At 72.6% G+C, this 22,654-nt stretch carries 22 protein-coding genes; 6 read left to right on the forward strand and 16 right to left on the reverse strand.

Annotated features, from left to right (window positions below):
* Window positions 1-72: 72 nt before the first annotated feature.
* Together ACZ4VA_RS03890 and ACZ4VA_RS03895 are read right to left on the reverse strand one after the other, a co-directional pair.
* A complete protein-coding gene (locus ACZ4VA_RS03890; protein WP_468079548.1) occupies window positions 73-1,983 on the reverse strand; it encodes a hypothetical protein in 1,911 nt (636 codons plus the stop codon).
* Between the two features lie 62 nt (window positions 1,984-2,045).
* Entirely contained in the window at window positions 2,046-2,546 is a 501-nt protein-coding gene (locus ACZ4VA_RS03895) for a tetratricopeptide repeat protein (protein WP_468079550.1), read from the reverse strand.
* Window positions 2,547-2,990: 444 nt separating this feature from the next.
* On the opposite strand from ACZ4VA_RS03895, the gene ACZ4VA_RS03900 reads away from it, so the two are divergent.
* Window positions 2,991-3,458: a hypothetical protein gene (locus ACZ4VA_RS03900; RefSeq protein ID WP_356167387.1), complete on the forward strand. Its 468-nt coding sequence runs from the start codon at window positions 2,991-2,993 to the stop codon at window positions 3,456-3,458.
* 115 nt (window positions 3,459-3,573) lie between these two features.
* On the opposite strand, the gene ACZ4VA_RS03905 is transcribed toward ACZ4VA_RS03900, so the two are convergent.
* The 8 genes from ACZ4VA_RS03905 to ACZ4VA_RS03940 form a co-directional block, all read right to left on the reverse strand.
* Complete coding sequence (locus ACZ4VA_RS03905) at window positions 3,574-5,121, reverse strand: DUF1996 domain-containing protein (protein WP_355793968.1); 1,548 nt, start codon at window positions 5,119-5,121, stop codon at window positions 3,574-3,576.
* A gap of 245 nt (window positions 5,122-5,366) precedes the next feature.
* Entirely contained in the window at window positions 5,367-6,020 is a 654-nt protein-coding gene (locus tag ACZ4VA_RS03910) for a response regulator transcription factor (protein WP_355793969.1), read from the reverse strand.
* On the reverse strand, window positions 6,005-7,285 hold the full coding sequence (locus ACZ4VA_RS03915; RefSeq protein WP_468079553.1) for a sensor histidine kinase: 1,281 nt from the start codon (window positions 7,283-7,285) through the stop codon (window positions 6,005-6,007). Before ACZ4VA_RS03915 ends, ACZ4VA_RS03910 begins: the two co-directional genes overlap by 16 nt.
* Before the next feature lie 81 nt (window positions 7,286-7,366).
* The gene (locus tag ACZ4VA_RS03920; protein ID WP_356167378.1) at window positions 7,367-8,359 is read right to left on the reverse strand and encodes an SDR family oxidoreductase; all 993 of its coding nucleotides are present in this window, start codon (window positions 8,357-8,359) and stop codon (window positions 7,367-7,369) included.
* A gap of 64 nt (window positions 8,360-8,423) precedes the next feature.
* Window positions 8,424-9,005, reverse strand: coding sequence for a winged helix-turn-helix domain-containing protein (locus tag ACZ4VA_RS03925; protein WP_356167375.1), 582 nt, complete (start codon window positions 9,003-9,005; stop codon window positions 8,424-8,426).
* Between the two features lie 119 nt (window positions 9,006-9,124).
* Window positions 9,125-9,247, reverse strand: coding sequence for a hypothetical protein (locus tag ACZ4VA_RS03930; protein ID WP_355729704.1), 123 nt, complete (start codon window positions 9,245-9,247; stop codon window positions 9,125-9,127).
* A gap of 149 nt (window positions 9,248-9,396) precedes the next feature.
* Window positions 9,397-10,425: a glutamine synthetase gene (gene glnII / locus ACZ4VA_RS03935; protein ID WP_356167372.1), complete on the reverse strand. Its 1,029-nt coding sequence runs from the start codon at window positions 10,423-10,425 to the stop codon at window positions 9,397-9,399.
* 132 nt (window positions 10,426-10,557) lie between these two features.
* Window positions 10,558-12,420, reverse strand: a complete 1,863-nt coding sequence (locus ACZ4VA_RS03940) for a TIR domain-containing protein (protein ID WP_468079557.1) — start codon at window positions 12,418-12,420, stop codon at window positions 10,558-10,560.
* 233 nt (window positions 12,421-12,653) lie between these two features.
* On the opposite strand from ACZ4VA_RS03940, the gene ACZ4VA_RS03945 reads away from it, so the two are divergent.
* Window positions 12,654-13,586, forward strand: a complete 933-nt coding sequence (locus ACZ4VA_RS03945; protein ID WP_388903474.1) for a Gfo/Idh/MocA family protein — start codon at window positions 12,654-12,656, stop codon at window positions 13,584-13,586.
* A 514-nt stretch (window positions 13,587-14,100) separates the two neighbouring features.
* Here the strand turns inward: ACZ4VA_RS03945 and ACZ4VA_RS03950 are convergent.
* Together ACZ4VA_RS03950 and ACZ4VA_RS03955 are read right to left on the reverse strand one after the other, a co-directional pair.
* Window positions 14,101-14,775 (reverse strand): RlpA-like double-psi beta-barrel domain-containing protein, encoded by a 675-nt coding sequence (locus ACZ4VA_RS03950; RefSeq protein ID WP_356167366.1) that lies wholly within the window; start codon window positions 14,773-14,775, stop codon window positions 14,101-14,103.
* Between the two features lie 120 nt (window positions 14,776-14,895).
* Window positions 14,896-15,255, reverse strand: coding sequence for an arsenate reductase family protein (locus ACZ4VA_RS03955; protein ID WP_356167363.1), 360 nt, complete (start codon window positions 15,253-15,255; stop codon window positions 14,896-14,898).
* A 163-nt stretch (window positions 15,256-15,418) separates the two neighbouring features.
* On the opposite strand from ACZ4VA_RS03955, the gene ACZ4VA_RS03960 reads away from it, so the two are divergent.
* Window positions 15,419-15,727 (forward strand): hypothetical protein, encoded by a 309-nt coding sequence (locus ACZ4VA_RS03960; protein WP_355793395.1) that lies wholly within the window; start codon window positions 15,419-15,421, stop codon window positions 15,725-15,727.
* Window positions 15,728-15,858: 131 nt separating this feature from the next.
* Here the strand turns inward: ACZ4VA_RS03960 and ACZ4VA_RS03965 are convergent, their stop codons facing one another.
* Window positions 15,859-17,052 (reverse strand): winged helix DNA-binding domain-containing protein, encoded by a 1,194-nt coding sequence (locus tag ACZ4VA_RS03965; protein WP_468079560.1) that lies wholly within the window; start codon window positions 17,050-17,052, stop codon window positions 15,859-15,861.
* 253 nt (window positions 17,053-17,305) lie between these two features.
* On the opposite strand from ACZ4VA_RS03965, the gene ACZ4VA_RS03970 reads away from it, so the two are divergent.
* Both ACZ4VA_RS03970 and ACZ4VA_RS03975 read left to right on the forward strand, forming a co-directional pair.
* Window positions 17,306-18,646, forward strand: a complete 1,341-nt coding sequence (locus ACZ4VA_RS03970) for a DUF2252 domain-containing protein (protein ID WP_356167357.1) — start codon at window positions 17,306-17,308, stop codon at window positions 18,644-18,646.
* A 386-nt stretch (window positions 18,647-19,032) separates the two neighbouring features.
* Window positions 19,033-19,344, forward strand: coding sequence for a hypothetical protein (locus tag ACZ4VA_RS03975; protein ID WP_356167354.1), 312 nt, complete (start codon window positions 19,033-19,035; stop codon window positions 19,342-19,344).
* A gap of 78 nt (window positions 19,345-19,422) precedes the next feature.
* Here the strand turns inward: ACZ4VA_RS03975 and glnA are convergent, their stop codons facing one another.
* Window positions 19,423-20,832, reverse strand: a complete 1,410-nt coding sequence (glnA, locus tag ACZ4VA_RS03980; RefSeq protein ID WP_356167351.1) for a type I glutamate--ammonia ligase — start codon at window positions 20,830-20,832, stop codon at window positions 19,423-19,425.
* Window positions 20,833-21,041: 209 nt separating this feature from the next.
* Between glnA and ACZ4VA_RS03985 the strand changes: the two genes are divergently transcribed.
* On the forward strand, window positions 21,042-21,509 hold the full coding sequence (locus ACZ4VA_RS03985; RefSeq protein ID WP_452924199.1) for an RDD family protein: 468 nt from the start codon (window positions 21,042-21,044) through the stop codon (window positions 21,507-21,509).
* Window positions 21,510-21,621: 112 nt separating this feature from the next.
* Here the strand turns inward: ACZ4VA_RS03985 and ACZ4VA_RS03990 are convergent, their stop codons facing one another.
* Together ACZ4VA_RS03990 and ACZ4VA_RS03995 are read right to left on the reverse strand one after the other, a co-directional pair.
* The gene (locus ACZ4VA_RS03990; RefSeq protein WP_355790737.1) at window positions 21,622-22,320 is read right to left on the reverse strand and encodes a DUF4191 domain-containing protein; all 699 of its coding nucleotides are present in this window, start codon (window positions 22,318-22,320) and stop codon (window positions 21,622-21,624) included.
* Window positions 22,321-22,369: 49 nt separating this feature from the next.
* Window positions 22,370-22,573 carry an SCO2195 family GlnR-regulated protein gene (locus ACZ4VA_RS03995; RefSeq protein WP_121403422.1) on the reverse strand — a complete coding sequence of 68 codons (204 nt, stop codon included), beginning with the start codon at window positions 22,571-22,573 and terminating at the stop codon, window positions 22,370-22,372.
* Window positions 22,574-22,654 lie beyond the last annotated feature (81 nt).

The following is a 22,654-nucleotide window of genomic DNA, read 5'->3' on the forward strand; positions in this document are numbered from 1 at the left end:
GCGGGACGTGGGGCGCCCGGGACTGCGGGGCGTCCGGGACCGCGGGGTGCCCGGGACGAAGGCAAACGGGCTCTAGCGCAGGCCGTCGATCGTCGCGCCGTCGGCCAGCGTGCCGGTCAACTCCGCCCGCGCCCCCTGCTTCGCGCGGACGGTGAGCAGGTTGCCCTGGGCCGTGCCGCGGACTCCGCCGGTCGCGCTGACCGACGTCATGTCCTCGCTGCCCGCGGCGAGCAGGTACCAGGACCCCGCGGCCGACTTCCACAGCACCCCCGCCAGAACGTGCGGGTCGCGCGAGCCGCAGGCGGGCGCGTTCTCCGCCTTCGCGGCGACCGCCCCGAAGCGTCCGCCCGGCGTGTGGAACTGCGCCAGCACGCGCGGATCCGCACCCCGCCAGGTCTCGGCCCGGGTGCACACCCACTCGGCGGCCCCGCTCGCGTCGGGCAGCTGCTGGCGCGCGAACTGCCAGGCGTTCACCGACCGGACGCCCATGGAGCGCACCGAGGAGAGCGAGCAGGCGTACGCCGACCAGCCGCGCGGCGAGGCCTCGCGCGGCGCGGACGGCCGCCCCGCGGTGAGGTGCGCCGGGGTGAGCTCGCCGAGGTCGGTCAGCAGGCGCGGGCGCGAACCGCCGGTGCCGCCCGTCAGTTGCAGTGTGTTCCAGGAGCGGCACGTGCCGGTCTGCTGCGCGGGGCTGGCCAGCGGCCCGGTCACGCCGTCCGCCGACAGCCCGAGGGCGACCGGGGCCGCCGCCGGCTTCAGCAGGTCCCGCTGGGTGGCCCGGCGCACCCAGGGAGCCGTCAGATAGCGGACGTTGCCGTCCGCCCGGTCGAGGACCACCGCGCTCGACTCGGCGTCGGTCGCGCCGTCCACCCGGGCGAAGTCGAGGGCGGCGCCGTTCGTCGCGCTCTTCGGCTCGGCGTACCGGGCGATGCGCAGACCGTCGTAGAGGAGCACCACGCGCGCGGAGTCGACGTCTCCCGCGTACAGCAGCTGGGGTGGGCCGGGCGGGGCGCCCGAGGGCGTGCCCGGGGTGGCGGACACCTGCACGGTCTCGCCGGGGCGCGCCCACACGGCGAGGGCGCGCCGCAGCAGCGCGCTGTCCCGGGTGAGGTTCCCGCGCGCGGGCCACACCGAGAAGTCGGTGCGCGCGGAGGAACGCCAGGCCGTCGGCGGCACCTTCACCACCTGCGCGGGATCGAGCGCGGCCTGGGCGGCGGGGTTCTGCGCGTACGAGGGCGCGGCGGCCCCGTCCGGACCCCAGCCGTCGCCGGGCAGACCGAGCAGCGCGCCGCACACCGCGACGGCCGCTGCGGCGGCGAGCGCGGCCTTCAGGTGCTGCCTGCGCCGCATCAGGTCGGTGGGTCGGGCGTGCAGCGAGCAGGGGTCGAACTCGGGGGAGAGCAGCAGGTCGTCCCCGGCGGTCACGGTGCCGGCCTCGATGAGCGCCGCGCCGGGTTCCTTGACGCCCGCCGCCTCCAGCACCTCGCGCACGTCGGTGTCGGACATGCGCTCCAGGGCGCGCAGGACGAAGGCCGCGCGGGCCGGTCCGGTGAGTCCGGAGAGCCGCTGGTCCAAGGCGAGTTCGTCGGCGCCGCCGGAGCGCGGGAAGAGCCGCAGGCCCCACACCTGCGGGAGCAGCGGCGGCAGTTGTGCCCGCTTGGGCCAGGCGAGGCGCTTCAGCGGCAGGCCCGCCTCCAGGGCGCTGCGCACCACGTGGAGGCGGACGACGGCGTAACCCGGGTCGCTGTCACGGCCGCTCGCCTGGGCGGGGATCACGGCGGCGGCGGTCCGTCCGCGCGGCAGGGCGCGCTGGGTGAGGGCGTGCGCCGTGAGCACCCGGCGGTTGCGGCCGAGGCTCGGCGGCAGCACCAGATAGGCGAGCCGGACGAGCCGCGGGTAGTGCTCGACGAGCGCGGCCTCGGCCTGCTCGACGTCGACGGCCGGTTCGGGTGCGGGGCGCGGGGCTACATCCTGTGACTGCACGTTCAGCAGAACGAGCGAATCGTCGGTTGGTCACCTCGGCCCGCGGGAAGCGGACCAGGGCTTTACGCTCCCGGTTCCACCAGCAGCCGGGCGTAGTTCGCCATGGACCGCTGATAGCACGGCAGATGGGGGGCGAGGGCGCCGAGCACCAGGGCGAGACCCTCGCGTTCCCGGCCGAGGTCGGCGAGGCAGAGCGCCAGACAGGCGCGCACCGCGTCGTCCAACTCGTCGGAGGGGGCCACCAGTTCGGGGGTGAGGAGATTGACGCCCTCTTCCGCCTGCCCGATGTTCCGCAGCGAGCTGGCGAGTTGGATCTTCGTGCGCCGGGTCCGGTGGCTGTCGAGGCCGCCGGCCAGCGCCTCCTGGTACAGGGGGACCGCCCGGTCCGAGTGGCCCGTCGAGTCCCAGGCGCAGGCCCGCTCGAAGAGGCCGACGGGGCTGCCCTCCGGGAGTTCGGCGACGAGTTCGTCGATCACCGCGCGGAACTCGCCCGCCCGGTCCTGGTCGTAGTCGTCGAAGGTGGCCCAGGCCGCCGCCACGCGCTTGTCCCAGTCGTCGTTCATCCACTCACCCTCGCACAAGCGCCCCGGCGCGGACCATCGGGCACGTGATCTTCCGGCCGCCGGACCCGGGAATCCACCGTCCCGCCGCGCGCGTACGTGTCTCACGCACCTCCGTCGCCGGGTCCGGCGCCTCCCGTGGGCCCGTCGCCCGGACCGCCCGGCGCTTTCCGGACGGGGCCCGTTGAGCGCGGAGCGGCCGGGAGCCGTATCGAAGGCGGGGCCCCTGTGCCGGGGCTCCCTGCGGCGTGGGCCGGGACCGTCACCCCGAGGGCGGTCCCGAGGCCGGTGGCACCGGCCGCGCCCGGCACCGTGCGTCGCGACGGACTGTCCGTCCGCGTGCCTCCCGTCCCGGCGGGTGCGGCATGCTGACCGGACGGGCGTCCGTGCTCGACGGTGCGTACGGAGGCGACGGGTTCAGGTCGCCGCAAGGGACCGGAGGAACGTATGAGGGTGACGCGCGAGGGGCTCGCGGCCGGAGCGACCGGGGCCGTGGCGGCACTGCTGCTGCTCACCGGCTGCGGCGGGTCGGGCGGCGCCGGCGCCGAGGACGACAAGGTCCCGGCCACGGCCACCGGCAGCCTGGAGCACCTGGCCTCCGAGGCGAAGTGCGATCCGGACATCCAGACGGACGCGGACGAGATCCGCCAGGCCGTCTGCAAGAACACCGACGGCAAGTTCATCCTCGCCACCTTCGCCACCGACCGCGGCCAGCGCGAGTGGCTCAACGAGGCCAAGGACTACGGCGGTTCGTACCTCGTCGGCAGCAAGTGGGTCGCCGTGGGGGAGCCGGGGACGGTCACGGCGCTGCGCGGCCGGCTCGGCGGGACCATGGAGGAGGGGGCCTCTCACCACTCGGGCGGCAGTGGTGGCGGGGGGGACGAGACCGCGCACTCCGGTCACCACAGCGGCTGACCGCGCGGGTTCACGGGGCCCCGGGGAACACCCCCGGGCGAGGGGGAGATACGCCGGAGGCCGGCGGTGGGAGGGGATCCCACCGCCGGCCTCTTGGGCGGACCGGCTCAGCCGGTCACTTGCACTTCCTGCCGGTGTTGATGCAGTTGACCATCTTGTTCATCAGCTTCTCGTCGAAGACGTTGATGAAGTCGTCGTGGTCGGTGCTCGGCTTGTGCAGCTGCTCGGGGAAGCCGTCCACCGCGTACGGGTTCTTGACCTGCCCGTTCTCGATGGTCGGCGCCGGCACGTCGTACACCAGACGCATCGTCAGCTGCGGGATCGCCTTGAAGCCGTTCGCGCAGTTGCCCTGGGCGTCGGCGAACGCGACGTGCGTACGGTGGTTGGCGCTGTCGACGTTCTGTCCGTCCCAGCAGCTCTGGAAGGAGAACGAGCGGACCACGTCGCTGCCCTCGGGGCAGATCGGGTACTGCTCGGTCAGCTGCACCTTGTTCTCGAAGCCGGTGCAGCTCCAGTGGGCGTTGGCGTTGGCGAGACCGTTGGTCGTGGTCTTCGCGTCACCGGTGATGATCCGCAGGAACTTCGGCATCGCGACGACCTTGCTCCGCGGGTTGCCCACGAACTTGATCGACGCCTGCTTGGTCTGCTGGATCTGGCCGACGTTGCCTTCCTTGCCACCGCCGTCGTTGTTCTGGTCGAAGTCCTGCGTACCGTTCTGGATACGCACCACCGGCCAGTAGTACGACGACTTGTCGCCCGGGTTCGCGCAGCTGGTCTGGGCCGCGGCGAACGTGTCGTTGTTGGCGAAGGCGTCGTTCGACTGGTTGCCGACGTAGTCGTGCAGGTGGTGGGCGCCGTTGGTGACACCGGGCGCCACGATCACGTTGTCGGTGTTGAACTTCTTGTTGGCGTTCACACCGCAGGAGCTGGTGAAGGTGCCGGCCGAGCCGCCGGAGCGGGTGCGGGGCTTGCGGGCCACGTTGGGCTGCACCTTCGTGATGTCCACGAAGTCGGCCGCCACCGGGCCGTTGCCCGCCTGGCCGCCGTTGCCGGCCTGCTCGCCGCCGCCCTGGTCCTGGCCACCGTCGCCCTGGTCCTGACCGTCGCCGTTCTGGTCCTGGCCGCCGTCGGCCTGCCCGTCCCCGTTCTGGTCCTGACCGTCGCCGGCCTGGCCGTCGGTGGTCTCCGGCGGGTCCGCCGGTACGCCCGTGCAGGGGGCGAGTCCGTCCAGCGAGCTCGGCGCGGTGCTGCCGACCCGCCTGAAGTCGATCTTGATCCGTTCGATCGTCGCGGTCCGCTTGTCCTTCAGCGGGCCGAGGATGGAGTTCTGGACGAAGTTGGCGTCCTTGGCCGCGGCGTCGCGCGAGGCGGCGAGCCGGGCGTACGCCTCGGTGATCTGCTTGTCGAGGGTCGCCAGCTCCCTGTCGACGCCGGACCGGGCCCGCCACGGAACCTTGGTCAACTGCTGACCGACGTCCGGGCACTTGATGGTTGCCACCTGAGCGGCGGCGGCCTTGGTGTCGTTCTGCGCCGAGTTCTCCTCATGCGCGGAAGCGTAGAAATTCGCCCAGACCAGCCCGCCACCACCGATCGCCAGAGCCGCCGATGCGGCTATGGCGCGGACGGCAAGCGGTGAACGGCGTTTTCGTGTGTTGCGTCCCATGGAACTCCTCTGACTTCCTTGCGGGGCAGCGAGGCGCCCGACAGGAGTGAAGCGGCTCCGTTCCATACGGGTGAGGCGGGTGGGGCGTTCAGGAACCCCGGAAGAACTTGGAAATCCCCGTGGCCGATTCCGGCACCATCCGCCCCAAACGCCGTCGAATCAAAGGGAGTTGATCTCCCCGAAGAGGTTTGAACCATGTTCAGTGGGGGCCGGGAGACGAGCCGGTGGCGTACCCGGACCGGGCCTCAGCGACCCCGGTCCAGGTACGCCAGCACCGCGAGGACGCGCCGGTTGTCGTCGTCCGAGACCTCCAGGCGCAGCTTGGCGAAGATGTTGGACGTGTGCTTGGCGATCGCCCGCTCCGTGACCACCAGCTGACCCGCGATCGCCGCGTTCGAGCGGCCTTGCGCCATCAGCTCCAGCACCTCCCGCTCGCGGGGCGTGAGCCGGCCGAGCGGCTGATCGGTGGCGCTCCGCCGGGACAGCAACTGCTGGATGACCTGCGGGTCCATGGCGGTGCCGCCCGCCGCGACCCGTCGTACCGCGTCGATGAACTGCTCCGCGTCGAACACCCGGTCCTTGAGCAGATAGCCGACCCCGCCGGTGCCGTCGGCCAGCAACTCCCGTGCGTACAGCTGCTCCACGTGCTGGGAGAGGACCAGCACCGGCAGCCCCGGCCTCCTGCGGCGTGCCTCCAGGGCGCACTGCAGCCCCTCGTCGGTGTGCGAGGGCGGCAGGCGTACGTCGACCACGGCGATGTCCGGGTCCGACTCGGCGAGGGCCCGCTTGAGTTCGGGCCCGCTCTCCACGGCCGCGGCGATCTCGAAGTCGTAGGCCTCCAGCAGCCTCACCAGTCCGTCACGCAGCAGGAACAGGTCCTCGGCTAGGACAACACGCACGGGATCTCCATGGTCACCATCGTGGGACCGCCCGCGGGGCTGCTGACGGCCAGGACGCCGTCGAATGTACCGAGCCGCCGCTCCACCCCGGTCAGCCCGGAACCGGCCCCGACCACCGCCCCGCCGCGGCCGTCGTCGGTCACGCCGATGCGCAGCACGCCCGCCGCGTGCCGGACGTCCACCCAGACCCGCCCGGCACCGGAGTGCTTGACCGCGTTGGTGAGCACCTCGCTCACCGCGAAGTACGCGGCGGACTCCACGGGGGCGTCCGGGCGGCCGTCCAGGTCGACCCCGACCTCCGCTTCGAGGGGCAGGCGCAGCGCCAACGCCCGTACGGCGTCGCCCAGTCCGCGCTCGGCCAGCACCGGCGGATGGATGCCCCGCACCAGGTCGCGCAGCTCCGTGAGCGCGTCCGCGGAGGACCTGCGGGCCTGCGCGAGGAGCTCCCGCGCCCTGCCCGGGTCCTTTTCGATCAGCGCCTCCACGGTCCCCAGGTCCATGCCCATCGCGACGAGCCGCGCCTGCGCGCCGTCGTGCAGGTCCCGCTCGATCCGCCGCAGCTCGGCCGCCGAGGAGTCCACCGCGTCCCGCCGGCTGTCCGTCAACACCCTTACCCGTTCGGCCAGTTCGGCCTGACTCGGGGAGAGCACCGACCGGGCGAACAGGAAGTGGACCCGCAGCAGCGCGGGGCAGAGCCGGTACGCGGCGAGGAGGAGCACGGCGCCGAGGGCCCCGGCCGCGAGGGCGCTCGCCTGTCCGGAGACCGGCACGAAGCCGTACCACCAGCCGGTGTGCGTACCGTCCGTGAAGACCCGCCACAGCCCCAGCGCCAGCGCGAAGCCCTCCAGCGGGTAGAGCAGCAGCGCGGCCGGCAGCAGCGCGGTCGCGAACCCGGCCGTCATCCGGACCGGCAGCCACCGCAGGTCCCGCCAGGTCGCCGGGTCCCGGAGCATGCCGAAGCACCGCCCCCACGGGTTGGCGTCGGCCGGCAGCGGCCGGTACGCCGAGGGGATCCGCACCCCGCACCAGCGTCCGGCGAGCTCGCGCTCCCGGCCGGCGAACGCGCGGACGCCGGTCAGCACCCAGGGCGTGGTGACGATCCCGACGCCGACCGGCACCAGCGCCACCGACACGACCGTCAGCACGAACAGGACGGTCGCCGCGACGAACCCCGCCACGGCGAGGACCAGCCCCCGCGCCGCTGCCACGGCAACCTCACGTGCCCTCGCCCGGACGTCGTCACTTCCGGCCCGCCTCGTCTCCATGCGCCCAGTCTTCCGGAGCCCGGCCCACCGGTCACTGGGCCGGCCACCCCGTCCGGGGGTGTACCTGGGTGCACCCCCGGCTCACCCCCCGAGCAGCTTCGCCTCCACGGCGGGATCCAGGCCCACCACCGGCCGGTCGGACCGCTGCGGGGCGACACCCCCGAGCTGCACGAGCCAGCTCCACGTGTCGGCCACCGTCTCCTCGACGGGACGGGCCCGCAGCCCCGTCGCGAGCGCGCGGGACACGTCCGCCCCGTGCAGCGCGTCGTGCAGGTCGCTGCCCGGCGGCACCCACACGGGCAGCTGCGTCCAGGGCTCGACACCGGCCTCCAGGATCACCGCGGGGTCGGTCCACCGCAGCTCCGCGCGTCCCCCGGTGGCCCGCGCGCACGCGTCGAGGAGCCCGCCGGTCGTCGTGTGCCCGCCCGGTGCGACCAGGTTGTACGCCCCGCTCAGCCCCCGCTCCGCCGCCCCCACGATCCACTCGGCGAGGTCGCGGACGTCGACGTACTGGAGCGGCAGGTCACGCGGACCCGGCGCGAGCACCGGGCCCCCGCGCGCCATCCGGTTCAGCCACCACGGCAGCCGCCCGATGTTCTCGTACGGCCCGAGGATCAGCCCGCTGCGCACCAGCACCGAGCGCTCAGCGCCGAAGCTCTCCAGCACGGCCAGCTCGCCGCCCCGCTTGTCCCGGGCGTAGTCGCTCTGCTCCGCGCCCGCCGACGCGCCCGCCACGAGCGGGGCGTCCTCGGTGTACCCGGCGGGCGGTGCCCACGCGTACACCGAGCAGCTCGACACGTACACGTACCGCCCGGCCCGGCCGGCCAGCAGCCGCGCCGCGTCCCGCACCGCCCGCGGCGCCGCCGACCAGGTGTCGACGACGACGTCCCACTCGCCCTCCGCGAGTGCCGCGAGCCCGTCCCGGGCGGTGCGGTCGCCGTGCCGCGTCCGCACCCCCGAGGGAGCCTCCCCCCGGCCCCGGTGGAACACCGTCACGTCCCAGCCGGCCGCGAGCGCCGCCTCCACGACGGCGCGCCCCACGAACTCCGTACCGCCCAGCATCAGAAGCCTCATACCGGCGACTCTGCCCGACGGGGCGGCCGGCCGGAACGGGAATCTGCTGACAGGAGATCCCCGGTCAGCGCCCTGCCGGCGGGGCGTACTTGTACCCGACCCGCCGCACCGTCTGGATCGCCTCGCGGTGCTCCGCGCCGAGCTTGCGCCGCAGCCGGGCGATGTGGACGTCGACGGTACGGCCGTCGCCCACGTGCCCGTAGCCCCACACCGTGGTGACCAACTGGTCGCGGGTGTGCACCCGGTGCGGGTGCGCGACGAGATGGGCGAGCAGCTCGAACTCCAGGTACGTCAGGTCGAGGACGCGCCCGTCGACCCGCGCGGTGCGCTGCACGGAGTCGACGCGGACGAGGGGCTGGGCGCCGTCGTCGCCGAGGACCTCCGGCTCGGGCGCGTCCGGCACGGCGACCGGCAGCAGCGGCTGCTGGTCGGCCGGGACGAGGACCAGGTAGCCGACCATCGGCGGGCGGCCCGGCAGCGTCGGCAGGGTGTGCGGGGGAGCGGGCAGCCAGGTGGCGCCCGGCGGCAGGAAGTCGGCGACGTCGACCACCTCGTCCCGGTCGACGGCGCGCAGCCGGTGGCGTGCGCTGCCCGGGGAGGTGGCGGTGAGGGTGCCGGCGGTGGAGAAGGAACGGGTGTTCGCCATGAGAGGTCAGCTCTTTCGCGCGAGGAGTCGTCGTGTGGCGGCGACGGCGGCGAGTTCTTGGTCGCGGCTGTCGTCGGACGTACGTCGTGCGCGCTGGCCGAAGGCCGGGGTGTACGGCTTTAGAGGGCCCGCGCGTTCATCGCGCGGCAACACACCCGGTCGAAGTCGTGGTGCTGACGGGACGGCCAGAACGGCTCCAGGTCGTGGCGACCCGTCGCGGTGTCCTTCTGGAAGCTGGCCATGGCCCCATTGAAGCAGATGAGCCCGGTCCGGAGCAGATCCCGTACGGACCTTCTCGGCACGTGATACGGACCTTGGCGCGATACGGCCCCTCCCGCGCGGAAGGGGCGCCCGCCGGACCTGCGGGCGCCCCTTCACGGGAAGCGGGGGATCAGACCTGGCCGGCCTTCTCCAGGGCGGAGCAGCAGGTGTCGACGAGCAGGCGCGTCACCACGTACGGGTCGACGTTCGCGTTCGGACGCCGGTCCTCGATGTAGCCCTTGCCGTCCTTCTCGACCTGCCACGGGATACGGACCGAGGCACCGCGGTTGGAGACGCCGTAGCTGTACTCGTTCCACGGGGCGGTCTCGTGCAGACCCGTCAGGCGGTCGTCGATGCCGGCGCCGTAGTTCTTCACGTGGTCGAGCGGCTTCGAGCCCTCGCCCAGCGACTCGCACGCGGTGATGATCGCGTCGTAGCCCTCGCGCATCGCCTTGGTGGAGAAGTTGGTGTGCGCGCCCGCGCCGTTCCAGTCGCCCTTCACCGGCTTGGGGTCCAGCGTCGCGGAGACGCCGAAGTCCTCGGCGGTGCGGTAGAGCAGCCAGCGCGCCACCCACAGCTGGTCGGAGACCTCCAGCGGCGCCAGCGGGCCGACCTGGAACTCCCACTGGCCGGGCATGACCTCGGCGTTGATGCCGGAGATGCCGAGGCCCGCCTTGAGGCAGTTGTCCAGGTGCGCCTCGACGACGTCACGGCCGAAGATCTCGTCCGAGCCGACACCGCAGTAGTAGCCGCCCTGCGCGGCCGGGAACCCGCCCTCGGGGAAGCCGAGCGGGCGCGCGCCCTTGAAGAAGGTGTACTCCTGCTCGATGCCGAAGATCGGCTCCTGCGCGGCGAACTTCTCCGCCACCTCGGCCAGCGCGGCGCGGGTGTTGGACTCGTGCGGCGTCATGTCGATGTTGAGGACCTCGCACATGACGAGGACGTCGTCGCCGCCGCGGATCGGGTCCGGGTACGTGGCGACCGGCTTGAGTACGCGGTCCGAGGCGTGGCCCTCCGCCTGGTTGGTGCTCGACCCGTCGAATCCCCAGATCGGCAGCTCGGCCCCCTTCTCGGAGTCCGCCAGTATCTTCGTCTTCGAACGGAGCTTGGCCGTCGGCTCGGTGCCGTCGATCCAGATGTACTCAGCCTTGAAGGTCACGGGGCCTCATCCTTTGCGGTGCAGCGGTATGCCGCGCAGCTTCGCAATACGTGATTTCCCGGCCGTTGCCCGAGTGTGAACCCCACGTTACGCCGGACCGGTGGCCCGGTCCGGCGGCGGGTGAGGGTCCGTTCAGCCCCGGGCGGCGAAGACCCGGTGCAGTTCCAGAATCCGGCCGCGGGTCTCCGCGCGGTCGCCGAGCAGGAGTTTGTCGTTCCATTTCCACAGCAGTTCACCGGTCGCGTCGGCGATCATCCGGCGGAAGTACTGACTCGTCGACACGTCGGTCGCGGCGAAATGGTGCGCGCCCTCCTGGTCGATCAGCAGAAGGTATTCCTGCCGCGCTTCGTTGGCCTCCGGCAAATCGGACAGGGATCCGATTCGCCGACATGAGAATCGGTCACGGAAGTTCCCGGTGACGGACTGCTCCAGGGGTAGGACGTGCAGATGGGCGTGGTCGATTCCGCAGGCGGAACTCGTATTCGGGTCGCACATTCCGTGCTCGAATGCGACGACGTCCGACGCGTAGCCGTCGCGAAGGACCGACGTGACCCTCCGGCGCAGCACGTCGAGGGTCTCCAGCGAGGCCGCCGGCAGGGCCGACATCGACAGGACGTGTTCGTCCGGGACGATGAGCACATGTCCCCGGGTCAGCGGGGCGACATCGGCGACGACCACGAACCCGTCGCCCTGGGCCAGCAGCTCGCACGACAGCTCGTCCCGGCCGAACAGGCCGCGGAAGGGCGTGGCTTCGGCGTCGTCCAGCACGTCGCACAACAGGCACTGCGAGGTGGTCCCCGGCTCCGGCTCCAGTGCACCGGGGATGCCCAGGGGCTGGATCGTCTCGACCGCCTGCGGGTGGCGGCCGGTGCCAGGAGAGAACTTCACGGCGGTGTGCATGATGATCCCGTTTTCTTCGAGCAATGAGTCGAGCGCCTCGTTGCGACCGTCGTGTTCGGCGAGCGCAACGATATGTCGGGCATTGATGCCTGCGGACCGGAGGGCGGTCATGCAATCGACCAGATGATGGCCACTCAGTGCCACATCGTGCAACAGGACGGCGCGATCGCCCTTCTCGTAAAAACCCTCGACAGGGTTGTCGCGGTTGGGTCCGTACGGGCTCACATAGACCGCAGGGAAGGGTAGCAAGTCGGCCGCGGCACCCAAAATTCCGGTGGCCGCCACCTTGGAAACGGCGAGGAGTGTCGGCCGCATTGCCTTTCGGTTGACGAGTTCGGCCACATGATAGGCGAGATGGCCTGCCAGAACCCGCTGGTCAAGAGATTCCGGAGTGACGCGTGTCAGGTCGAGATAGCCCGCGACCGGCGTTTTCACCGTGTGCCCGACCCGCTCCTCGTGCCCGTAGGTCAGGGCGTATCTCCGCAGTATGTCGAGGACCTGCGCCTCGGGCAGCCTGGGGAAGGCACGCGAGTCCAGCTGGTCGCACAGCACTCGTGCCTTGAGCCGTATCCGGTCCCGCGGTTTCGCCTGCGGGGCGAGACGGGTGAGCAGACCCGCGATCCGCGCCCCGTTGCTGCTCACCGCGTCCAGAGTGCGCAGCCACGGCACGATCTTCGGCTCGATCTCCACCGACTCGTACACCGAGGGGTCCTGGTACGCGGCGGGCGAGCCCAGCCGCAGATGGACGACTCCGCCCAGGTCCGACGGCAGATCGGGATCGCCGACGGTCACGATGGCCACCCGTGACTGGCCCAGCCGCCCGGTGAACAGGCCGTACTCCAGAAGGACGTTGCTCGCGGGGGCGTACGTCGTCGCCCCGCGCCGCGTGGTCCGGTCGTCCGGCGTGGCGATGATCAGCGCCCCGTCCGCCTCGTTGAGCAGCCGCAGCAGCGAGTCGAGCAGCGTCATCCCGGGCGGAAAGCACTGCTGGCTCCACCACAGCAGCGGTTCCACCCCTTGCCGTGCCAGTACGGCCGCCGCGGCCTGCGCGAACGGCCGGCCCTCCGTCGAGGAAGCTATGAACACGCGCGTCATGCGGTCTGCTCCTACCGCTCACCTGCCGCGGGCGCCGCCCAGCCGCGCCGCCCCCCGTGGTGCCCGGATTTTAGCCTCCGGCCATCCGCCCGACCCCGTGTCCGAGCAGGCGGGTGCGGGTCTGTCGCGCCGGCGGACGGGGCTCGCGCTCTTTCGTATACGAGAAGCGCCCGGTGCGGGAGCGCGCCGGAGGGCGGCGTGCGGGCAGCCGGACGCCGGGCACACTGTCCCGCATGACGACCCCCTCGAATCAGCTGCGTATCGGACTCTTCGGCGCCGGCCCATGGGCCGAGCGCACCCAGGCACCCGCCATCGCCGCGCATGCCGGCGTGGAGTTCGCCGGAGTGTGGGCCAGGCGGCCCGAGGCCGCGAAGGCACTGGCCGAGGCGCACGGCACGACCGCTCACACCGGCGAAGCGGGTGCCGACGAACTGCTCGCCTCCTGCGACGTCGCGGCCTTCGCCCTGCCGCCGGACGTCCAGGCACCGCTCGCCGCGCGGGCCGCCGCGGCCGGCTGCCACCTTCTCCTGGACAAGCCGGTGGCGACGGACGTGGCCGCCGCCCGGGACACGGCCGGAGCCGCCGCGCGGGCCGGGGTCGCGTCCGTGGTGTTCTGCACGCTGCGCTTCGCCGCCGGAACCGCCGCCTGGATCGACGACCGGGCGGCGGAGGGCGGTTGGTACACCGCCCATGTGCGCTGGCTCGGTTCGCTGTTCGCGGACGGCAGCGACAGCCCGTACGCAGCGTCGCCCTGGCGGCGGGAGAAGGGCGGTCTGTGGGACGTAGGTCCCCACGCGCTGTCCCTGCTCCTCCCGGTGCTCGGCGAGGTGACCGGGGTGACCGCGGCACGTGGACCCCGGGACACCGCGCATCTGGTCCTGCGGCACGCGTCCGGTGCGTCGAGCACGGCGACCCTCGGGCTGAGCGCGCCGCCGGGGGCCGCCGGGGTGAGCGTTGATCTCGTGGGCGAGCACGGACCGGCCGCCCTGCCGGACTGGGGGGACGCGATCGGCTCGTTTCACGCGGCGCTGGACGCGCTGGTGGAGTCGGTGCGCACCGGACGGCCGCACGCGTGCGACCTGGCGTTCGGGGTGCGGATGACCGAGATCCTCGCCGAGGCCGAGGCGCAACTGGCCCTCCGCCAGGGCGAGTCACCCCTCAGGTGAGAGACCGGTGAGCGGCGGGCAGGGCGGTCCGTTGCCCTTGGGGGCGAGCCGCGGACCGCGTCGAGGGGGCCGGCGAGACGGCTCCGGCCTAGGGCCTGTCGTTTGGATCAGGTCGGCCGTGACGGACGGTTCGTCCCGGCCGACCCGAGCGGGGTCTGGTGCGTGCAGCTGCAAGGCGGAGGAGGGAGTCGAAGCGATGGGGGTCCCCCCGCTCGAGCGGAGCCGAGAGTGGGGGAGTCGGCGACCGACGACAACGCCGCAGATGTGCGTGCCAGACCCCGCGACACCGGCCTGATCCAAACGACAGGCCCTAGCCCGCCCGCCCGGCGCCGCGTTGGGAGGAGGGCGGCCTGCGGCTGTCCGGCGCCGGCGCTCCGGCGGCCCTCCGCCGGTCCGCTTCCGTACGACGGGCGATGCCCACCGCACGGAAGCGGACCGGCTCCGGTGACCCCGGCGCCCGCTTGCGTGCACGGCCCCGCGGAAGGGCCACGGCACCGCAGCGGACTCCGCGGGGTCAGCCCACGCGTTCGATGCGGGCCTTGCGGATCAGGAACTTGCCGGGCTCCCTGACCTGCTCGAACGCCGCGTTGTTCAACAGCACGCAGCTGCCCGAGACCGAGGTGACCTCCACGGTCGTGGACTTGTTGTTGTCCAGGTTGGTCACCCGGAGCTTCGTGCCGGCGGGGAACTGGTTGCTGGACGCGGCCGGTGCGCCGTTCTCCCCGGAGAGCGTGACGGTCGAACCGGCGCAGACCTGCTCACCGGCGGCGGCGCCCCCGCCCCCGGTGCCGGCCTCGTCGCCGGGGGCCGCCGCGCCGGGCGCGGCCTCCCCGGGAGCCGTCTCGGCGGGGGCGGTGGTGGCCGGCGCGGTGGCCTGGGAGTCCTGAGCCGACTCCCCGACCTCGCAGCCGGACGCCTTCTGCTGGCGCCCGATCTCCTTGATGACGGCCTCGCGGTTGGCGATGCGGGCCTCCGACTGGGCGTCGGGGGCGGCCCGTTGGGCGTCGATGAACCGCTGGTTGTTGCCGACCGCCGTGGCCAGCCCCTGGCAGACCGTCGAGTTCGCGTTCTGGACGGGCGCCGCGTTCGACGTGGCCGCCAGGGCGAAGGCCCCGCCTCCGGCCACGGCGGCGGCGCCGGCCAGCAGGGCGAGCTTCTTCGGGGTGCTGAGCGTTCTCCTACGCGACATGCGCGCCTCCTGGGTCCGGGGGAACGTACGCCGCTAGGTACGAGATATCGAACGAGGTCACTCAACGGTCACGGAGACCACCGGAGTGACGTGGGCCACAGAGGCGGGCGCCGGGGGCGGTCAGCGGGACAGGGCGTCGCGTACCGCCTCCTCCGTACGGGCCACCACCGCGGTCCCGTCGTCCGCCGTGATGATGGGCCGCTGGATCAGCTTCGGGTGCTCGGACAGCGCCGTGATCCAGCGGTCCCGCGAACCGGCGTCCCGCGCCCACTCCTTGAGCCCGAGCTCCTTGGCGGCGGGCTCCTGGGTGCGGGTGATGTCCCACGGTTCGAGCCCCAGCCGCTCCAGCACGTCCCTGATCTCGTCCTCGGTCGGCACGTCCTCCAGGTAGCGGCGCACGGTGTAGTCGGCGCCCTCCGCGTCGAGCAGGCCGACGGCGCCGCGGCACTTCGAACAGGCCGGGTTGATCCAGATCTCCATGCTCACACGGTACCCGGAACACCCCCTCCCACCTGCGTCACACCCCAGGTCAAAGCCCTTGTGGCCAGCGGCTTTTGTCAGTGCCGGGCGGTAGAATAGAAGCAGTGTTCGAGGGTGCCGCCGGACGTTCCGGCGAGGCCCTGACCGCGACAGGAGGATGCCCGTGCCCGCTGCCGCACTGAAGCCGAAGCCCACCCAGTCCACCGCCCGCAGGGCGGTCCCGCTCGACCTGCCGTACGAGCCCGTGGAGAAGCGTCCGCTCCCGCCGGGACGCCCCCGCGACTGGTACGTCACGCACAACCGCCGGCTCAAGGCGATGCGCCTGGCGATCGCCCTGCTCGACTCCGGCGTCTACCTGGCCGACCACGCCCGCAACGAGACGATCCACAGCGCCGCCGCGCTCATCGGCGTCCACCCGCCGTCCGACACCACGTGCCACATGGTCAGGGCGCTGATGAGGTACGCCCGCTGACGCACCGGGGCTCCGCCCGCCCGCGAGGAGCGCGGCCCGGACGGAGCCCCACCAGCGACCGGAGCCGGTGGCGAGGACCTGGGGCCTGTCGTCTGGATCAGGCCGACCCGAGCGGGGTCTGGCACGCACACCTACCCCGCCGTCAACTCCCGCTCCAGCGGCGTCCGGAAGCGGGGCGTGACCCGGACCCCGCCCACCCACGCGGACAGCCGCGCGGCCTCGGCGGCGACGGCCTCACGGCCCTCCCGGCCCAGCCCCGTCGCGTCCAGCACCCGCCACACCACCTCCCCGTCGGGCCGCTGCGCCCAGCCCCCCACCACCTGCCCGTTCCACCACACCGTCGGGCCCACGTTCCCGCTCCGGTCGAAGAGGGCGGGCCGCAGGTCCGGAGCCAGGAACCAGTCCCTGTCCCGCCATCCCATGGCGGTCGGGTCGAGACCGGGCAGCAGCGCGGCCCAGGGCTCCGCGGGTCCGGTCACCGGCCCGGCGTCACCGTCCGCGACGTACCCCGTCACCCCGCCGTCGAGCGACACGGCCGCCGCGCCCGCCGCCGCCAGCGCCCGGCGCACGTCGGTGACCTTCCACCCCGTCCACCACTTCAGGTCCTCCTCCGTGGCCGGACCGCACGCGGCCAGCCAGCGCCGCATCAGGTCCGACTGGGCCTTCGCCGGCGCCAGTTCGGGATGCGGCGGTGCGACGGCCCACCGGAACCGGGTCGACGTCCACGTGCCCAACGGCCGCCCGCGCACGACCCGCCCCTCGACCCCGAGGACCCGCATCAGCCGGGACGACACGGTCTGCTCGCTCTCGTAGCCGCGCCCCGCGCCGTAGGTGAACCGCTCCCTCAACCGCGGCTCGTCGGCCACGAGTTCGTCCACAGTGGCCTCCCCGCGCCGGGCCAGCGCGGCGAGCGTGGCGGCCTCCACCTCGGCCAGCCACTCCTCCGTCAGCCGTCCCCCGCTGCCCTCCGCCAGCTGATCGAGCAGCCCGGCCCGCGCCTTCGCGGCGACGGCGAGACCCGTCGAGGCGTGCACCACGGCCGTCAGCGCGGCGGGGAACACGAACACCGTGTGCCGCATCCCGTGCATCCGCACCAGCGTGCGGTCCTCGTACAGCGCCCGCTCCAGCCTGGCCACGGTCTTCCCGGGTTCGGCCAGCCGCGCGCCCACCGCCAGGTACACCGTCGCCGGATCGGTCCCGTGCAGGGCGACCAGCGAGTCCGCCACCTCTTCGGGGCCCGCCGCGCGCGCCGGACCCGCCAACCGGTGCCGCAGCGCCAGCCTGGCCCGCCGCTCCGCCACCCCGATGTGCCGCCGCGCTCCCACGTCGCCTCCACCTCTCCGGCCGCCCGTGCGCCGGAATCCCGGCACTTCCCCTCATCCTCCCGAACACCCGGCCGCCCCCGGGGCACGTCACCCGAATGCCGTACCCGGCATGCGTGCCCACCGCCCGGCGGACTTCACTGGGGCGACCGGGGAGAGCAGGGACCGCAGGCGCGGGGAAAGGCGGGACGGCGATGGGCAGTCAGGGTGGACGAAGGCTCGTCGCGACGGCCGCCGCGGCCGCGCACCCCCGCTCATGACCACGCCGGCCGACCGCGCCCAGAAGGGCAGAGCGGTCCGCAAGATCCTCCCCCGCTCCGCGCACGGCGAATGGCTCGCCGCCCTCGACCGCCCCGACCCCGTCGCCGTACTGGAACGCCAGGGCAGGGACCGGCTCCAGGAACTCCTCCCGGTCAGATACGGCAGGATGACCGCCTCGCCCTTCGCGTTCCTGCGCGGCGGGGCCGCCGTGATGGCCGCCGACCTCGCGGCCCGCCCCCACACGGGACTCACCGTGCAGCTCTGCGGCGACGCCCACCTGCTCAACTTCGGTCTCTTCGCCTCCCCGGAACACGCCCTGCTCTTCGACCTCAACGACTTCGACGAGACGTTCCCCGGGCCCTTCGAATGGGACGTCAAACGGCTGGCCGCCAGCATCGCCGTGGCCGCCCGCGAGAACGGGCACAGCGAGGCACGGGCCCGCCGCGCGGCGCGCGCCTCGGCCGCCGAGTACCGCCACGCCATGCGCGGGCTGGCCCGTCGGGGCGAGCTGTCCGTCTGGTACGAGCGCATCGACGCCGACCGGCTGCTCCCGCTGGTCCGCTCCGCCCACCACCGCAAACGCCTGGAGTCCACCCTCTCCCGGGCCCGCCGCCGCACCAGCCTCCAGGCGCTCGGCCGGCTCACCGAGACCGCCGAGGGCCGGCTCCGTATCGTCCAGGACCCGCCCCTGCTGGAGACTGCGGGACCGTCCGACATGGGCGCCCTGCGGAAGATCTTCAGCGACTACCGCTCCACGCTCTCCGAGGAACGCCGGCTGCTCCTGGACCGCTACCGCTTCATGGACGCCGCCCGCAAGGTCGTCGGCGTCGGCAGCGTGGGCGTCCGCTGCTTCGTCGTGCTGCTCGCCGGCCGGGACGAGGACGACCCGCTGCTCCTGCAGCTCAAGGAGGCCGGCCGGTCCGTGCTGGAGGAGCACCTGCCCACCGGCCCCTACGACCATCCCGGCCACCGCGTCGTCGCCGGCCAGCGGCTGCTGCAGGCCACCGGCGACATCTTCCTCGGCTGGATGACGGGACCCCAGGGACGGCCGTACTACTGGCGGCGGCTACGCGACATGAAGGGCTCCCCGGACGTCGCCGGCATGAGCCCGGACGAGCTCCACGACTACGCCCGTCTGTGCGGCGCGGCCCTCGCCCGTGCCCACGCCCGCTCCGGCGACCGCGTCGCCATAGCCGGCTACCTCGGCGGCGCCGACGCCTTCGAACGCGCCGTGGCGGACTTCGCCCTCCACTACGCCGACCAGAACGCCCTGGACCACGGGACGCTGTGCGCCGCCGTGGCCGCGGGCGTGGTCAGAGCGGCCCCCGGCGTCTGACCCGCCGGCCCCCGCCTCCTGCCCGCGCGTGCCGGGCGCGGCACCCGCCTCCGACGCCGCGGGGTTCGCGCCGGCCCGCCACCGTGAGATGAGCGGGGCCCGGGCGCCGGCCGAGGTGGCCCGCGACGCGGTGGACGGCGGACCGGAGCTGGGGCCGGACCGAAGCCGGACCGACGGGCCCGCCGGAAATAGGGATGCACGCGGAGAGACCGGCTCCCTACGCTGGGGATGCGTTCCGGAGCCGTCGCGCACCGCTTCCCGCCGGACAGGCATCAGCCGGCGGTCCCGGGACTAGTCTCTACGCACCGACGCCGGCCGCCCACCCCAGCGCCCGCGTCGGAGCACTTGTCGAGATCCCGTTACCCACGCCCCCAAGGAGTCCCGTCATGGGCACCTTGATCCTTTCGGCGACCGCGGTCCTGGTCGTCCTAGGCTTCTCCCACCACGGCCTCTGGCTGGCCGCGGTCGCCGTGCTCTTCCTCCACGTCCGCTACGGACGCGCAGCCACTGGCGCGCCCACCGCGTCCTCGACCGGCGCGCCGGCCGCTCCCGGTGCCTCGGGAGGGTCCGCCGCCCGCCCGGACTCCAGCTACCGCGCCTACCGGGCCCGCCGTGACCGGCAGGCCCGCTGGGAGCGCCGCTACCGCCGCGAGCGCCCGCTGGAGGCGCGCCGCCAGGAGCGTCAGAAGGGCCGCTGAGACGGCCCGCCGTACGACTGAGCCCCGCCGCCGACCCGTGAGGGCGGCGACGGGGCTCGGGCCGGGAGCCGTGACGGTTTACACGTCGAAGTACAGCTCGAACTCGTGCGGGTGCGGGCGCAGCTGGAGCGGCGCGATCTCGTTCGTGCGCTTGTAGTCGATCCACGTCTCGATCAGGTCCGACGTGAAGACGTCGCCCTGGAGGAGGAACTCGTGGTCGCGCTCGAGGGCGTCGAGGACGGCCGGGAGCGAGGTCGGGACCTGCGCCACGTTCGCGTGCTCCTCGGGAGCCAGCTCGTAGAGGTCCTTGTCGATCGGCTCGGCCGGCTCGATCTTGTTCTTGATGCCGTCGAGACCGGCGAGCAGCAGCGCCGAGAAGGCGAGGTACGGGTTGCCGGAGGAGTCCGGGGCACGGAACTCGACGCGCTTGGCCTTCGGGTTCGAGCCGGTGATCGGGATACGCATCGCCGCGGAGCGGTTGCGCTGCGAGTAGACCATGTTGACCGGCGCCTCGAAGCCCGGGACCAGACGGTGGTACGAGTTCACCGTCGGGTTGGTGAAGGCGAGCAGCGACGGGGCGTGCTTGAGGATGCCGCCGATGTAGAAGCGGGCGGTGTCCGAGAGGCCCGCGTAGCCGGCCTCGTCGTAGAACAGCGGGTCGCCGTTGGCCCACAGCGACTGGTGGACGTGCATGCCCGAGCCGTTGTCACCGAAGATCGGCTTCGGCATGAAGGTCGCGGTCTTGCCATTGCGCCAGGCGACGTTCTTCACGATGTACTTGAAGAGCTGGAGGTCGTCGGCCGCGGCGAGCAGCGTGTTGAACTTGTAGTTGATCTCCGCCTGGCCGGCGGTGCCGACCTCGTGGTGCTGGCGCTCGACCTGGAGGCCCGAGGCCTCCAGCTCCAGGGAGATCTCGGCGCGCAGGTCGGCGAAGTGGTCGACCGGCGGGGCCGGGAAGTAGCCGCCCTTGTAGCGGACCTTGTAACCGCGGTTGTCCTCGATGGCGCCGGTGTTCCAGGCGCCCGCCTCGGAATCGATGTGGTAGAAGGACTCGTTCTCGGCGGTCTTGAAGCGCACGCTGTCGAAGACGTAGAACTCGGCCTCGGGGCCGAAGTACGCGGTGTCGGCGATGCCGGTCGAGGCGAGGTAGGCCTCGGCCTTCTTGGCCACGTTGCGCGGGTCACGGGAGTACTGCTCGCCCGTGATCGGGTCGTGGATGAAGAAGTTGATGTTGACCGTCTTGTCGCGGCGGAAGGGGTCGACGCGCGCGGTGGACAGGTCGGCGCGGAGCGCCATGTCGGACTCGTGGATGGCCTGGAAGCCGCGGATCGAGGAGCCGTCGAAGGCCAGCTCCTCGGCCGGGTCGAAGGCCTGGGCCGGGATCGTGAAGTGCTGCATCACACCCGGAAGGTCGCAGAAGCGGACGTCGACGAACTTGACGTCCTCGTCCGCGATGAACTTCTTGGCCTCGTCGGCGTTCTGGAACATCCAGCTCCTCCTACTCCCGCCCACTAGGACCGGGGTGGTAGTTCGTTCGTGCGGCCAGTGCGGTGGCACACGCTGGACCCGACCATAGGGACGGGGGATTTCTCAAGCGTGACCCATTTGTTTCGCGCAAGTTAACCGGCCGGGTTCGACAGCAGCCTACGACTACCCCGGCCGGTGGGGCACATACCCGGGCGCAGTACCGTGGACGGGTGGACAACAGGCAAGCAATCGGATCGTGGCTGTCCGGCCCCCGCGAGGCCATGGAAGAAGCCGGTGCCGACTTCGGATACCGGGGGGAGCAGCTCGGTCTGCCGCAGGACGGGCCGGGTTCGATCGCCCGCCCGGGCCGCCGTCTGGGCGCCCTGGCGGTGGACTGGGGCCTGTGCCTGTTGATCGCATACGGGCTGCTCACCGAGGGCTACGACCAGGCCACGGGGAACTGGGCGCTGCTCGTCTTCTTCGTCCTGGGCGTCCTGACCGTCGGCACGGTCGGCTTCACGCCGGGCAAGCGCCTGTTCGGACTGCGCGTCGTCCCCGAGGGCGGCGGCCGGCTGAACCCGCTGCGCGCCCTGCTGCGGACGGCGCTGCTGTGCGTGGCCGTGCCGGCCCTGATCTGGGACCGCGACGGCCGGGGTCTGCACGACCGCCTGGCCCGCACGGTCGAGGTCCGCGTCTGACGATGCCGGGACCCGCGCCGGCCGACGGCGCGGGCGGGCCCCGGCAGCCCCCGCGACGAGAAGAGGGCGCCCGGAGTGATCCGGGCGCCCTCTTGCGTACGTGGGAGGGGTGTCAGCGGGTCTTGCCGCCGCGGGGCATCCGCATGCCCTTGGGCATCGGCCCCTTCGGCAGCGGCATGTTGCTCATCAGGTCGCCCATCGCGCGCAGCCGGTCGTTGGTCGTCGTGACCTGCGGGCCGGTGAGCACGCGCGGCAGCTTCAGCATGGTCGTGCGGAGCCTCTTCAGCTCCACCTGGCCCTCGCCGGTGCCCACGAGCACGTCGTGCACGGGGACGTCCGAGACGATCCGCGCCATCTTCCGCTTCTCGGCGGCCAGCAGGCTCTTCACCCGGTTCGGGTTGCCCTCGGCCACCAGCACGATGCCGGCCTTGCCGACGGCCCGGTGCACCACGTCCTGGCTGCGGTTCATCGCCACCGCCGGGGTCGTCGTCCAGCCCCTGCCGATGTTGTCCAGCACGGCCGCCGCTGCGCCCGGCTGTCCTTCCATCTGCCCGAAGGCGGCACGCTCGGCCCGGCGTCCGAAGACGATCGCCGACGCGAGGAAGGCGAGCAGGAGGCCGAGAATGCCGAGATAGACCGGGTGGCCGATCAAGAAGCCGATCGCGAGAAAGACACCGAGGGTGCCGATTCCGACAGCCGCGAGTACAAGACCGATCTTGGAGTCGGCCTTGCGGGTCATCTTGTAGGTCAGGGCGATCTGCTTGAGTCGCCCGGGGTTCGCAGCGTCCGCTGCGGTTTCCTTCCTCGCCATGCCACGAGTCTACGTGGCCCGGGAAGCGCCGACGACGGCGGTGCCGCCGCTACGACAGGCGGGGCCCGACGGCCTCCTCGAGGACGCGCTGAGCCTCGACCCGGTCCTTGGCACGGCGGCGGTCCTCCAGCACGGAGGTCCAGGCGTTGCGGCGGGCCGTGCGCTGTCCGCTGCTCATGAGCAGCGACTCGACGGCACGCAGTGCATCGGTGAACGAAGGAATGGCGGTGGCGCGTACGGGCGCGGCCTGCATGATGGAGGTCCCCCCTCGGGACGGCTCTTGCGAAGGCGATACGGTGCGTGGAACCAGGGTCACTGAATGGTGTTACCAGGG

The organism is Streptomyces sp. NPDC028308 (assembly GCF_055565855.1).

Coding starts and splice junctions, on each gene's coding strand:
- ACZ4VA_RS03895 (WP_468079550.1), bottom strand. CDS start 2,546: ATGAACGACGACTGGGACAAGCGCGTGGCGGCGGCCTGGGCCACCTTC.
- ACZ4VA_RS03900 (WP_356167387.1), top strand. CDS start 2,991: ATGAGGGTGACGCGCGAGGGGCTCGCGGCCGGAGCGACCGGGGCCGTG.
- ACZ4VA_RS03905 (WP_355793968.1), bottom strand. CDS start 5,121: ATGGGACGCAACACACGAAAACGCCGTTCACCGCTTGCCGTCCGCGCC.
- ACZ4VA_RS03915 (WP_468079553.1), bottom strand. CDS start 7,285: ATGGAGACGAGGCGGGCCGGAAGTGACGACGTCCGGGCGAGGGCACGT.
- ACZ4VA_RS03920 (WP_356167378.1), bottom strand. CDS start 8,359: ATGAGGCTTCTGATGCTGGGCGGTACGGAGTTCGTGGGGCGCGCCGTC.
- ACZ4VA_RS03925 (WP_356167375.1), bottom strand. CDS start 9,005: ATGGCGAACACCCGTTCCTTCTCCACCGCCGGCACCCTCACCGCCACC.
- ACZ4VA_RS03930 (WP_355729704.1), bottom strand. CDS start 9,247: ATGGCCAGCTTCCAGAAGGACACCGCGACGGGTCGCCACGACCTGGAG.
- ACZ4VA_RS03940 (WP_468079557.1), bottom strand. CDS start 12,420: ATGACGCGCGTGTTCATAGCTTCCTCGACGGAGGGCCGGCCGTTCGCG.
- ACZ4VA_RS03945 (WP_388903474.1), top strand. CDS start 12,654: ATGACGACCCCCTCGAATCAGCTGCGTATCGGACTCTTCGGCGCCGGC.
- ACZ4VA_RS03950 (WP_356167366.1), bottom strand. CDS start 14,775: ATGTCGCGTAGGAGAACGCTCAGCACCCCGAAGAAGCTCGCCCTGCTG.
- ACZ4VA_RS03955 (WP_356167363.1), bottom strand. CDS start 15,255: ATGGAGATCTGGATCAACCCGGCCTGTTCGAAGTGCCGCGGCGCCGTC.
- ACZ4VA_RS03970 (WP_356167357.1), top strand. CDS start 17,306: ATGACCACGCCGGCCGACCGCGCCCAGAAGGGCAGAGCGGTCCGCAAG.
- ACZ4VA_RS03975 (WP_356167354.1), top strand. CDS start 19,033: ATGGGCACCTTGATCCTTTCGGCGACCGCGGTCCTGGTCGTCCTAGGC.
- glnA (WP_356167351.1), bottom strand. CDS start 20,832: ATGTTCCAGAACGCCGACGAGGCCAAGAAGTTCATCGCGGACGAGGAC.
- ACZ4VA_RS03990 (WP_355790737.1), bottom strand. CDS start 22,320: ATGGCGAGGAAGGAAACCGCAGCGGACGCTGCGAACCCCGGGCGACTC.
- ACZ4VA_RS03995 (WP_121403422.1), bottom strand. CDS start 22,573: ATGCAGGCCGCGCCCGTACGCGCCACCGCCATTCCTTCGTTCACCGAT.